Here is an 11,195-nt window from a genome sequence, read left to right as displayed (position 1 = left end):
GGCGCGTCGGTCGGCGACCTGGTCGACCAGGGTTTTGCAGGTGGGGCATTCGGGCCAGAGGCGTTCGGGGGCGCGGGGGTTGTCGTAGGTCGTGGTGGTGGCGGTGAGTCGGCAGTAGGTGGTGACGGCCTGCCCGTCGGGTCGTTTCTCGCCGGGGTAGGCGTGGCGGGCTCCGTCGTGGGGGAGCCAGGTGTAGCTGTGGTAGGGGAAGGTGTCGGACACGGTGGTCTCCACAGTGGACAGTGCTGGGAGGGGGTGGCGGGGCGGGAGGGGCGTCCCGTCCCGCCACCCGGGGGCCCGGCGTGGTGTGTCGGGGGCACACCACGACGGGCGAGTCAGACGAAGTGGTGACGCGGTCTGATCTCGGTGGGTGCGAGATCGTCCTCGGGTGGGACGGTGACCTGCATCGAGCAGAGCCGGCCGGTCACCTGGCCCCGCTCCCCGGTCAGAACGTCGACGGTGATCACCCACCGCTGCCCGGAGGGCACCTGCTCGTCGAGGAAGTACTCGCATGCGAGGGCGAGGGCGTATTCCTGTGGCCCGCACGGGGCGATGTACCAGTAGTCATCGTCATCGATCGCCCGCTGGTGCCGCAGGCGCCGCTGGCCACGGTCGTCGATGCGGTAGAAGGACATGAGGTGCCAGCGTGGAGGGACGTTCACGTCTCGTCTCCTTGTGTCACCGGTGGGATGCGCCGGAGCCGGTTGACGGCCTCCTCGACCTCGTGGGGGTTTTCCGTTGGCGTATTGGTGAGTTCTCGCTGGAGCCGCCGTGATCTCCGAGGTCGGCGCAGGTCACCGCGCCGCAGCAAGTCGTTGAGGGAGAGCCCGCCGCCAGCTTGACGGAGAGCGTGACGCGGAAGCGAAGTCGAGGACGCGGACACCGGCAACTCCGGCATCGGACGCGCCGCGACCAGGAACAGACCGCCGAGGACGACGGCGAACATGCCGAAGGTGACGAGCTGGATCACGGGATCGCCTCCCATGCGTGTGCTGTCCCGGGGAAGCGGTAGAGGCAGACATCGGTCGGCCGCCTCTGCCGCCGAACTCTGGGCAGGACCCTGAACACCGAGCAGAGCCGGTGCTGGCGATCCCCGCCCAACTGGAAGGTGACTATGTGGAAGGCCATGAAACTGGAAACCTTCCACTGCGTCATCCACCAATCAGGGGAACCTGCGGGATGATCACCTGGAGGGGCACACTGTGGATGCTCTGGACCTGGAGGTGAGCCGTGACTGACAGCAGTCGATCACTGCACCGTCGTCGGCTGGCAAGAACACTGCGCCGCTGGCGAGCTAACGCGGAGCTCTCGATCGAGGCTGCGGCGGCGGAGCTGCTGTGTGGAGTGGGCACCGTCCATCGGATGGAGAACGGCGAGAGCGCTCAGCCTCTTCGCGTGAAGGCTGCGTTGGAGCTGTATGGCGCACCGGCTCACGTCGTGGCCGAGATGGTGGAAGCCGCGAAACGCGGCCAGCGTCGTGGACATGTGCGACGTGCCTTCGCTGGGATCGCGGATGCGCTCGCTGAGTACTTCGAGCTGGAAGCTGAAGCAGACGCCGTCCACGTGGTCGAAGGCGAGCTGATTCCTGGTCTTCTTCAGACTGAGTCCTATGCAAGGGCTGTCATCGGTGGTGCCGACCCACACGTTGCACCAGAGGATGTGGACCGCCTCCTTGCCATCCGGATGGACCGCCAAACGCGGCTTGCTGGAGAGCAGCCGCTACGCTTGGAGGTCGTCCTTGGCGAAGGTGCGTTGCACTGGCAAGTAGGTGCCCCAAAGGTCCAGCGTGAGCAGCTTCGGCATCTTGTGGCAGTCGCCAGCGCGACCCCCACGATCGAAATTCGCGTACTTCCCTTCTCGGCTGGCGCGCATCCAGCCCTCGGCAGGAACTTCACGTTGCTGTCCTTCGCAGGGCATCCGGAGCCAGAGATGGTCTACGTCGAGAACGTTGCGGTGTTCGTGCTGACCGATGATGAGGCCGAGGTGAAGAGGTACGGCGTGTCATATGCTCGTGTGCGGGCTACGGCCCTCAGCCCAGAGGACTCGGTCTCGCTGATCGCCCGAGTCGCAGATGGGATTCAGTAACCCTACGACCGGGGAGGGGTAATGACTGCCCCCGTGACATGGCGGAAGTCGAGCCGCAGCCAAGGCAACGGTGCCTGCGTTGAGGTGGCCACGTTCAAGGATGACGCAGCGGTGCGGGACTCGAAGAACCCGACCGGCCCCGCGCTCATCTTCGCGCAGCCGGCTTTCGAGGCGTTCGTGGACGCGGTGAAGCGCGGCCAGCTCGACCTCGGCTGATCTGCAAACCTTCGACGGCGGGGGCCAATCGGGTGGCCCCCGCCGTCGCGCATCCTCAGCAAGGTTCCCCGTTCGTACCCTGATGTGCGGTCATCTCACGAGCAGGCGGGAGGGTGCATGGCAATCAGCAAGATCGACCCCTGGCGGAAGACCAGCCGAAGCGGAGCCTCCAACGGACACTGTGTCGAGGTAGCTCCGGTGACTGCACCCGCCGGCGCTGACTGGCGGAAGCCGAGCCAGAGCGCGCAGACCGGCGGCAACTGCGTCGAGGTGGCCGCCGGCGAGACCGTGGCTGCGGTGCGGGACTCGAAGAACCCCACCAGCCCCGCGCTCGTCTTCGCACCGGCCGCCTTCACCGCGTTCGTCAGCGCGGTGAAGGAAGGGCGGCTCGACCTGAGCTGACCGAGACAGAAGATGAGGAGATCTCTGGTGGTACGACCTGATCTGTCAGACGCGAAGTGGCGCAAGTCCAGCCGCTCCTCCGGCCAGAACGGCAACTGTGTCGAGGTAGCTCCGATGACTGCACCCGCCGGCGCTGACTGGCGGAAGCCGAGCCAGAGCGCGCAGACCGGCGGCAACTGCGTCGAGGTGGCCGCCGGCGAGACCGTGGCTGCGGTGCGGGACTCGAAGAACCCCACCAGCCCCGCGCTCGTCTTCGCACCGGCCGCCTTCACCGCGTTCGTCAGCGCGGTGAAGGAAGGGCGGCTCAATCTGAGCTGACCGAGACAGAAGATGAGGAGATCTCTGGTGATAGGACCTGATCTGTCAGACGCGAAGTGGCGCAAGTCCAGCCGCTCCTCCGGCCAGAACGGCCAGTGTGTTGAGGTGGCGTCCGTGGCGGAGATCGCTGCGGTGCGGGACTCGAAGAACCCCACCGGCCCCGCGCTCGTCTTCACGCAGCCGGCCTTCGAGGCGTTCGTGGACGCGGTCAAGGAAGGTCAGCTCGACCACGGCTGATCTGCGGAAATGAGAAGGTGGGGTGGCTGGTCCCCACCAGCCACCCCACCCTGCTTGCCTCTGCTCGTCAGCCCTGGAAGACCGAGCCGAGGGGCGCGACCCCGGTTCCCCCGAACCACTGGGCTTACCCTCACCGGCCCCGATTCCGGTCTACGAGGTTCACCCCGTCGCTGGTATCCAGCTTGGCTCAGGCGCCAGCGACACGCCGGGGACCACAGTCCTGACCTGGCGTCCGGAGGTCCCGGCCGGGCCGGCCGGAGCGCCGGCTACTCGGTGGCGCCGTAGACGGGGGTGCGGGACAGGTCGGTCTTCGGTGGGGGGAGCTTGAGGTTGCCGATCTCCATGCGGGCCTTTCCGCCGTCGGCGTCGAGCTGGTTGATCCAGCCCCACTTGGTGAAGAAGTCCGTGAGGTCGCGGCCGGAGATCTGGCTCGCGGCGACCATGAAGAAGCGTTGCTTGTCGAGGGCGGACGCCTGGGGGTCCCGGGTTCGGGCCGCCTTGTGCAGCGCCGGGTAGAAGTGGTCGCCGAAGGCCACGCGGAGCTGTTCGTACATCACGAGACGCTCGAAGGCGTACCAGTAGTAGTCGTCGTCATCGACGGGTTCCTTGTTGTAGTCCAGCTTGTCCGTCTGGACCTTCTCCAGGAACTTCTTGGTGTCCTCCCACTCCTTCAGCGTGCCGTGCTCCGGGCCGGGTCCGGCGCCGAGGAAGTGGCGTTGGACGGCCAGGGAGTAGAGGTTGACCGAGACCTCCTGGATGGCCGGCCAGTCGGTGGGGTCCAACTGGTGGTGGTGGCCGATCTCGTGCCAGCCACCCCAGAAGGACTTCAGCCCGTCGACGGTGAGGAAGGCCCGGGCGCTGTCGGTGGGGATGCTGACGACCTGGTCGCTGGCGTAGGGGAAGCCGGGTTTCCTGCCTCCTTCCACAATGGAGTGTCGCAGCGGGGTCGGCACGTCGGAGGGTGTTTCGCCGTCGAGGCCGCTGATCTCCTCCTCGACGCCGACGATCTCGTCGTAGGTCGACAGGAGGGCGTGCGGGCTCGGGGCCTGCTCGCGGAAGGTGGAGGTGCGGGCGGTCACGATGACGCGGTCACTCACCAGTTGCGCATAGGGCACCTCGGTGCGCTCCAGCATCGCCCGCCACTCGCGTTCGTCGCTGTGGCCCAGCACGTAGAAGGGCAGCGGCTCGGCGGCCTCGTCGAAGGCGATCGTGACGCGCGGGGCCACGCGTTCGAACAGGCCCTTGTCGGTCACGTACCGCACGGACAGCACGCCGCCCTTGGGGTCGGTGACCGTAGTGGTGCCCTCACGCAGCGGGTACGTCCGCACGTCGGCGGATTCGCCGTCGGGGTTGTCGTGCTGGACCAGGCCGGGAGCGCTGACCTGCAGCTCCAGTTTGGCGCCCTTGCGGAGGCCGTGGGGGTGCGCTGTCACGGTCAGCGGGCGGTCGGGTGGGAGGTAGTAGCCCGTGGGCTGGAAGTCGGCGCGCTGCATGGTCATCCGGAGTCGGTTCCGCTCCGACTGGGCGGACGGCAGCGCCGGCAGGGTCAGGGTGTGCGTTCGGGCGGTGGGAGAACTCGACGCGTGCCGCGGGAGCGCGTGGACCTCGGGAACGGCCGTCCCCGGTGACGCGACAGCGGTGGCGGGGAGCAGAAAGCTCGTCATGCTGACCGCGATCACGATCAGACGCTGACTGAGTCGGGCACCGGACAGTCTCACGTGTCGTCACCCCCGTGGAGAGCGGCTACCTCGGATCTTCCGGGAGGCAGTCTCACCAACCACCGCCGTGCCCGCCGGGGCCAGCGGGCATCGCCCGCTGATCGGGTCAGCGATGCCGCCCCTCAGGGTGACCTTGGGCCGTCGCCGCGCCCCGCGTCCGGGCCTCGGTCAACGGGCTGGCGGTCGCTGGGCCGTCGCTCGCCGGGCTGGCGGAGTTCGTCGAGCACCAGGTTGTCCTTGCTGATCGCGTCGCCGTGGTGGGCGGCGCGGCCGACGACCTGCGCGATGACGGGCGCGGTCACGAACTGGACGAGGGCGACCAGGACGAGTGGGGCCGCCTGGCCCGGGGTCACGCGCAGCGCGGTGCCCACCAGGATCATCAGCAGTCCGAAGGACTGCGGTTTCGCCGCCGCGTGCAGCCGGGCCGGGGTGTCCGGGAACCGCACCAGCCCCACCGCGCCCCACAGGCAGGAGGAGGCGCCGGCCAGCAGGAAGACCGAGGTCACCACGTCGGACACGCTCGTCACAGCTCCCGCTCCTTGGCCAGGCGGGCCGCCGTCATGGAGCTGACGAACGCGAGCAACGCGACCGCCACCAGCAGGGCGATGTTGCCGCCCCGGCCGGTCATGGCGATCTGGACCGCCGTTCCGGCGACGAGCAGGACGACGAGGACGTCCACCGCCACGATCCGGTCGAGGGCGCCCGGCCCGCGCAGCAGCCGCACCACGACCAGCAACGCCGAGGCCGCCAGCAGGCCCAGCACGATCGTGAAGACGACCCCCATGGTTTCCCTCCCCTGTCCTCAGGGCCGGCGGAGCGCGGCGTCGACGTCCTCGTCCGGGCCGAACGCCCGCGCCACCTGCCGCTCGATGGCCCACACCTCGTGGCGCACCCGCTCGGGGTCGTCGGGGGCCGGCAGCACGTGCGCGTAGAGCACGCCCGCGTTCCGGTCGAGCTCCATCACGAGCGTCCCCGGCGTCACCGAGACGACGTTGGCGGTGAGGGTGACCAGCAGGTCGGAGCGGACCCGCAGCGGCACCGCGACGATCGCCGTGCGCACGCGGCCGCCTCGGCGCACCACCTCCCGCGTGACCGTCACCGTCGAGACGACGAGGTCGACGAGCAGCCGGACCAACAGCACGACCAGCCACAGTGGACGGACCCGGAGCCGGTGCGCCAAGGGCGGCAACGGGAACAACACCACCACGAACGCGGCCACCACCACACCGCCGAGCACCGCGAGCGGGGTCACCGAGCCCCACAGCAGCAACCACACCACCACGAGCCCGATCGCGCCGGTTCGTCGTCGCCACGCCTGCCGAAGCCGGTCACGGATTCCCATCAGCGGCCCCCAACACAGCGGTGAGATACGGCCGCCGGTCCACCAGGTCGGCGGCGGCCCGGCCGCTCAGGGCGGCCAGCGGGCCGGCCAGGACGGCGACCAGCACCCCGAAGCCGGCCAGCGCGCTCGCCGCGCCGAGCATCACGCGCGTGCCGGGCCGGGGCGTCGAGTCCACTGTGGAGCGTCGTGGCTCCCCCGGTTCGCTCCAGAACACCCGGACCCACGCCCGGCCCAGCGTGAGCAGTGTCAGCAGGCTGGTCAGCACGGCGACCGCCGCGACCGCGAGGGGTAGCGCCGCGCCGGTGGCCACGGCCGCGCGCAGCAACGCGAACTTGGCGACGAAACCCGACAGCGGCGGAATGCCGGACAGGCTCAGGGCCGGCACCGAGAACAGCGCCGCCAACACCGGCGTGGACCGCAGCAGCCCGCCCATCTTCCGCATCGCCGGCGTTCCCGCCCGGCGCACCACCAGTCCGCTCACCAGGAACACGGTGGCCTGGGCGGTGATGTGGTGCACCACGTAGAGGATCGCGCCGGTCAGGCCCCGCACGTCGAACAACGCCAACCCGAACACCATGAAACCGATGTGGCTGACCAGGATGAACGACAGCATGCGGTTGATGTCGTCCTGGGCGAGCGCGCCGAGGATGCCCACCAGCATGGTCAGCATCGCGGCCACCAGCAGCACCGGCCACGCGTCCTCGCGCGGGAACAGCAGGGTCTGCGTGCGCAGCATCGCGTAGACGCCGACCTTGGTGAGCAGGCCGGCCAGCACCGCCGTGATCGGGGCGGGGGCGGTGGGATAGCTGTCGGGCAGCCAGAAGTGTAGCGGCGCCATCGCCGCCTTGATCCCGAACACGACCAGGAGCAGCAGGGCCAGCGCGGCCCGCAGGTCGGCGGGCAGCCCCTCCACCTTCCGGCCGAGGTCGGCGAGGTTGACGGTGCCGGTGGCGGCGTAGACGAGGGCGATCGCGGTCAGGAACAGCAGGGACGAGGTCAGGCTGCTGATGGTGTAGGTCATGCCGGCCCGCAGCCGGCGGGCGGTGCCGTTGAGGGTGATCAGCACGTAGGAGGAGACGAGCATGAGCTCGAAGGCCACGAACAGGTTGAACAGGTCGCCGGTGAGGAAGGCGAGGTCGATGCCGGCGACCAGGGTCAGGTAGGCCGGGTGGAAGATGGGGATCGAGCGGCTGGGCGAGCGCGCGGCGACGCCCTGGCCGACGGCGAACACCAGCACCGCGGTGGTCACGGTGGTGGAGACGACCAGCAGCAGAGCGGAGAGCCGGTCGGCGACCAGCGTGATGCCGAAGGGCGCGGGCCATCCCCCGGCCTGGGTGACCAGTGGGCCGCCGCGGTCGGCCGACACCAGCAGGGCGATGGCGTCGGCGAGCACGACGAGGAGGACCGCGACGCCGATCGCGCGCTGCGCGGTGGGGCGGCGGGTGAGGGTGAGGGAGACCCCGGCGGCCAGGACCGGCAGCACGACGGGCAGCGCGAGCAGGACGTTCACTCCCGTTCCTCCCGCGCGCGCCGGTCGGCGACCGAGCCGAGGCGGCGGTCCTCCACGTCGTCCCGCACGGTGTCGTGGCCGGTGAACGTCCAGGACCGGTAGGCCAGGGCGAGCAGGAAGGTGGTCAGGCCGAAGGTGATCACGATGGCGGTGAGCGCCATCGCCTGCGGCAGCGGGTCCGCCATCTCCCCCGGCGCCACCGTGCCCAGGACCGGGGCCGCGCCGGGTCGGCCGCCCACGACGAGCAGCAGCAGGTTGGAGCCGTGCCCGAGGACGGCGAAGCCGAGCACGACGCGCATCAGGGAGCGGTCCAGCACCAGGAGGAACCCGACCGTGTAGAGGCCGGCCACCACGAGGACCACGGTCAGGTCGAGGGGGTTCACCGGGCCTCCCCGCCGTTGTCGGTCTCGCGCTCGATCCTGACGCCCAGCGAGCGCAGCAACTTCAACGTCACGCCGACGACGACCAGGTAGACGCCGGCGTCGAAGAGCAGGCTGGAGGGCACTTCGACCGGGCCGAACACCGGTGGCTCGACGTGCAGCACCGCGCTGGTCAGCACCGGCTGGCCGAGCAGGAGCGGCGTCAACGCCACCGCCGCCGCCAGCGCGAGGCCGACCCCGAGGACCTTCTGCGGCTCGGCGGGCGCCGCCCGGGCCAGGTCGGCGCGCCCGCCGGCGAGGTAGCGCAGCACGAACGCCTGGCTGGCCACCAGTCCCCCGCTGAACCCGCCGCCGGTGCGGTGGTGCCCGGCCAGGAGCAGGTACAGCGAGAGCACCAGCACGGCCGGGAACACCAGCCTGGTCACGACCTCCAGCAGCATCGAGCGGCGGGGCACCGGGAGTTCGTGCGCCCCGGGCAGCCACCGGTCGCGCGGCTGGTGCTTGCCCCGGGGCCTCGGTGGGGTGTCCGGCCCGGGCCGGTCCGCGCTCACCGCGGCACCTCCTCGCGTTCCCGCTCCCGCTCCCGCTCCTGCTCCTGGCCTCGGCGGGGTCGGCGCGCGCCCACGACCAGGCTCGCGACGCCGACCGCGGCCACCGCGAGGACGCCGATCTCGCCGAGGGTGTCCAGGGCGCGGAAGTCGACCAGGACGGCGCTCACCACGTTGTGCGCGCCCGCCTGCTCGGCGTGGTCGAGGTAGGCGTGGGAGATCGCGGGCTGGTCGCGGGCCGCGGCGGCGCGCAGCGCGAACGCCCCGACCATCAGCCCGACGCCGCCGGCGGCGAGCCAGCGGGGCCAGTGCAGTCGCCACCCCCGGCGCAGGGGCGTGAAGCGGACCGGCATGCGGCGCAGCACCAGCGCGAAGACGACCAGGACGAGCGTCTCGACGAGGAACTGGGTCAGGGCGAGGTCCGGTGCGCCGTGCGCGACGAACAGGCCCGCGACCCCGTAGCCGACCACGCCGGTGAGCAGCACGGCACTGAGCCGGTGGCGGGCGCGGGGCACGGCGATCGCGGCGGCGAGGACGAGCACGCCGAGGGGCACCTGCACCACCAGGCCGTTCATCGTGGCGGGGACGCTCGTGGGCGCGTGGAGCGCCAGGAGCAGGCCGGGGCCGGCCAGGACCACGAGCAGGATCACCGTCAGGTACAGCGGCAGCGAGCCGACCTGGGTGCGCCGGGTCAGCTGGAGCGCGAGGGCGTCGAGGCCGCGCACCCCGTACTCGTACCCGCGTTGTGCTTCCGGCGCGCGGGGAAGTCGGGCGCGTAGCGCCGCCAGGCGGTCCCACGCCCAGCCCACTCCGACGCCGGCCACGAGCGCGACCGCGGAGAACAGCAGCGGCGCGGTGAACCCGTGCCACATCGCGAGGTGGTACTCCTGGGTCGGGCCGTAGCCGTTCGCGTAGCCCCGGGCGAGGTCGTCGGTGAGGCCCGGCCACAGTCCGAGCAGGAGGCCGGCCGCCGCCAGGACCGCCGGGGGCAGCACGAACCCGATCGTGGGACGCTGGCCCGCGCTGGCCTTCACTCCTGGTTTCGTGGCGAACCCGCCCCAGAGGAAGCGGACGCTGTAGGCGACGGTGAGGACCGAGCCCAGCACCAGCGGCGCCAACACCACGGGATCGCCGGCGAACGCCTCGTAGCTGGCCTCCTTGCCCAGGAACCCGACCAGGGGTGGCAGTCCGGCCATGGACGCGGCCGCGAGCACGGCCACCGCCGCCAGCCCGGGGAAGGTCCGCGCCACGCCGGACAGCTCCCGCGCGTCGCGGGTGCCGAGCTGGTGGTCCAGCACCCCGGTGAGCAGGAACAGGGCGGCCTTGAACGCGCCGTGCGCCAGGAGCATGGCGGCCCCGGCCGAGGCGGCCACGGGGGTGCCCGCGCCGAACAGCACCATCAGCAGCCCCAGCTCGCTGACGGTGCCGAAGGCGAGCAGCCGCTTCAGGTCCGTCTCGGCCAACGCCCGCCACGCCCCCACGAGCAGGGTGAGCAGCCCGACGACGAGCACGGCCGGTCGCCAGAAGGGCACGTCGGCGAACGCCGGTGTCCACCGCGCGACCAGGTACACGCCGGCCTTCACCATGGCGGCGGCGTGCAGGTAGGCGCTGACCGGGGTCGGGGCGACCATCGCCGCCGGCAGCCACGGGTGGAACGGCAGTTGCGCGGACTTGGTGAACGCCCCGACCAGCACCAGCGCCAGCGCGGCCTCCACCAGGCCGCCCCGGGGCGGGGCCGACAGGATCGCCGACAGCCGGTAGGTTCCCGCCGCCTCGCCGAGCATCACCAGGCCGAGCAGCATCAGCAGGCCGCCGAGGGCGGTGACGAGCAGGGCCTGCAACGCGGCCTTGCGCTCGGCGCGGGTGGCGCCCACGCCGCCGATGAGCAGGAAGGAGCAGACCGTGGTCAGCTCCCAGAAGACGTAGAGCGTGATCAGGTGGTCGGCGGTGACCAGACCGACCATGGCCCCGGCGAAGACCAGCAGGAGCGCGCCGACCCGCCCGGCGTCGGCGTCGTCCAGGTAGTAGGCGCCGTGGACCAGCACCGCCGCCCCGACTCCGGTGACGAGCAGGAGCACGAGCAGCGCGAGCGGGTCGAGGCGGAACGCGAAGCTGAGGTCCAGGGTGCCCGCCCACTTCACCGTCTCCCGAACGGCCTCGCCGGCGAGGACGCCCGGCGCGCGGGTCAGCGTCCAGGCGAGCGCGGCGGTGGGGAGCGCGGCGAAGGCCAGCAGGGCCCTCGGCCCCCAGCGGCGGGCCGCCGGGGGCACGAGGGCCGCCACCACGAGGTGGGCGATCACCAGGATCAGCACGCCGCGTCTCCGGGCAGACGCGGGGGCTCCAGGTGGACCAACATCACTACTCCCGGGGACGAGGACGCGTTGCTACCTCCCCTACCCTCACCCGAAGCGCGATAACCCGCCGCGTGAGAACGGGCCG

16 protein-coding genes and 1 pseudogene are annotated in these 11,195 nt (G+C 71.1%); 6 read left to right on the top strand and 11 right to left on the bottom strand.

Going from position 1 to position 11,195, the window contains the following annotated elements:
* From BUE43_RS34495 to BUE43_RS30710, 3 genes are all read right to left on the bottom strand, one after another.
* On the bottom strand, positions 1 to 222 hold a 222-nt coding region (locus BUE43_RS34495), incomplete at its 3' end, for an HC3 family zinc finger protein (protein WP_073489847.1).
* A 113-nt stretch (positions 223 to 335) separates the two neighbouring features.
* Positions 336 to 662: a hypothetical protein gene (locus BUE43_RS34490; RefSeq protein WP_159447817.1), complete on the bottom strand. Its 327-nt coding sequence runs from the start codon at positions 660 to 662 to the stop codon at positions 336 to 338.
* Positions 659 to 970, bottom strand: a complete 312-nt coding sequence (locus BUE43_RS30710; protein WP_073489845.1) for a hypothetical protein — start codon at positions 968 to 970, stop codon at positions 659 to 661. The genes BUE43_RS34490 and BUE43_RS30710 overlap by 4 nt, the downstream gene beginning before the upstream one ends.
* A gap of 260 nt (positions 971 to 1,230) precedes the next feature.
* On the opposite strand from BUE43_RS30710, the gene BUE43_RS30700 reads away from it, so the two are divergent.
* The 6 genes and pseudogenes from BUE43_RS30700 to BUE43_RS30680 all read left to right on the top strand — a co-directional run bounded on the left by BUE43_RS30700 (position 1,231) and on the right by BUE43_RS30680 (position 3,258).
* On the top strand, positions 1,231 to 2,085 hold the full coding sequence (locus BUE43_RS30700) for a DUF5753 domain-containing protein (protein ID WP_073489843.1): 855 nt from the start codon (positions 1,231 to 1,233) through the stop codon (positions 2,083 to 2,085).
* A 21-nt stretch (positions 2,086 to 2,106) separates the two neighbouring features.
* Positions 2,107 to 2,301 carry a DUF397 domain-containing protein gene (locus BUE43_RS30695; RefSeq protein WP_073489842.1) on the top strand — a complete coding sequence of 65 codons (195 nt, stop codon included), beginning with the start codon at positions 2,107 to 2,109 and terminating at the stop codon, positions 2,299 to 2,301.
* A gap of 117 nt (positions 2,302 to 2,418) precedes the next feature.
* Positions 2,419 to 2,703, top strand: coding sequence for a DUF397 domain-containing protein (locus BUE43_RS30690; protein ID WP_073489841.1), 285 nt, complete (start codon positions 2,419 to 2,421; stop codon positions 2,701 to 2,703).
* Between the two features lie 12 nt (positions 2,704 to 2,715).
* Positions 2,716 to 2,817: pseudogene (locus BUE43_RS35850) on the top strand (DUF397 domain-containing protein); the annotation flags it as partial.
* Complete coding sequence (locus tag BUE43_RS30685) at positions 2,818 to 3,021, top strand: DUF397 domain-containing protein (protein ID WP_327083656.1); 204 nt, start codon at positions 2,818 to 2,820, stop codon at positions 3,019 to 3,021. It begins immediately after the preceding pseudogene.
* A 12-nt stretch (positions 3,022 to 3,033) separates the two neighbouring features.
* Positions 3,034 to 3,258 (top strand): DUF397 domain-containing protein, encoded by a 225-nt coding sequence (locus tag BUE43_RS30680; RefSeq protein ID WP_073489839.1) that lies wholly within the window; start codon positions 3,034 to 3,036, stop codon positions 3,256 to 3,258.
* A 266-nt stretch (positions 3,259 to 3,524) separates the two neighbouring features.
* Here BUE43_RS30680 and BUE43_RS30675 read toward each other — a convergent pair whose 3' ends face one another.
* The 8 genes from BUE43_RS30675 to mbhE all read right to left on the bottom strand — a co-directional run bounded on the left by BUE43_RS30675 (position 3,525) and on the right by mbhE (position 11,068).
* On the bottom strand, positions 3,525 to 4,937 hold the full coding sequence (locus BUE43_RS30675) for a M60 family metallopeptidase (RefSeq protein WP_143174500.1): 1,413 nt from the start codon (positions 4,935 to 4,937) through the stop codon (positions 3,525 to 3,527).
* Positions 4,938 to 5,098: 161 nt separating this feature from the next.
* Positions 5,099 to 5,503 carry a monovalent cation/H(+) antiporter subunit G gene (mnhG, locus tag BUE43_RS30670; protein ID WP_200797730.1) on the bottom strand — a complete coding sequence of 135 codons (405 nt, stop codon included), beginning with the start codon at positions 5,501 to 5,503 and terminating at the stop codon, positions 5,099 to 5,101.
* On the bottom strand, positions 5,500 to 5,760 hold the full coding sequence (locus BUE43_RS30665) for a monovalent cation/H+ antiporter complex subunit F (RefSeq protein WP_073489837.1): 261 nt from the start codon (positions 5,758 to 5,760) through the stop codon (positions 5,500 to 5,502). The genes mnhG and BUE43_RS30665 overlap by 4 nt, the downstream gene beginning before the upstream one ends.
* An 18-nt stretch (positions 5,761 to 5,778) precedes the next feature.
* Positions 5,779 to 6,318 carry a Na+/H+ antiporter subunit E gene (locus BUE43_RS30660; RefSeq protein WP_073489836.1) on the bottom strand — a complete coding sequence of 180 codons (540 nt, stop codon included), beginning with the start codon at positions 6,316 to 6,318 and terminating at the stop codon, positions 5,779 to 5,781.
* A complete protein-coding gene (locus BUE43_RS30655) occupies positions 6,305 to 7,828 on the bottom strand; it encodes a Na+/H+ antiporter subunit D (RefSeq protein WP_073489835.1) in 1,524 nt (507 codons plus the stop codon). Before BUE43_RS30655 ends, BUE43_RS30660 begins: the two co-directional genes overlap by 14 nt.
* Positions 7,825 to 8,211 (bottom strand): Na(+)/H(+) antiporter subunit C, encoded by a 387-nt coding sequence (locus BUE43_RS30650; RefSeq protein ID WP_073489834.1) that lies wholly within the window; start codon positions 8,209 to 8,211, stop codon positions 7,825 to 7,827. The genes BUE43_RS30655 and BUE43_RS30650 overlap by 4 nt, the downstream gene beginning before the upstream one ends.
* The gene (locus BUE43_RS30645) at positions 8,208 to 8,759 is read right to left on the bottom strand and encodes an MnhB domain-containing protein (RefSeq protein WP_073489833.1); all 552 of its coding nucleotides are present in this window, start codon (positions 8,757 to 8,759) and stop codon (positions 8,208 to 8,210) included. The genes BUE43_RS30650 and BUE43_RS30645 overlap by 4 nt, the downstream gene beginning before the upstream one ends.
* Positions 8,756 to 11,068 (bottom strand): hydrogen gas-evolving membrane-bound hydrogenase subunit E, encoded by a 2,313-nt coding sequence (mbhE, locus tag BUE43_RS30640; protein ID WP_073489832.1) that lies wholly within the window; start codon positions 11,066 to 11,068, stop codon positions 8,756 to 8,758. Before mbhE ends, BUE43_RS30645 begins: the two co-directional genes overlap by 4 nt.
* Between the last annotated feature and the right edge of the window lie 127 nt (positions 11,069 to 11,195).

Source organism: Streptoalloteichus hindustanus, from assembly GCF_900129375.1.
In the GTDB taxonomy this organism is placed as follows: Bacteria; Actinomycetota; Actinomycetes; order Mycobacteriales; family Pseudonocardiaceae; genus Streptoalloteichus; species Streptoalloteichus hindustanus.
The sequence above is the reverse complement of the archived record's forward strand: the minus strand, read 5'-3'. Positions and strand labels throughout refer to the sequence as shown.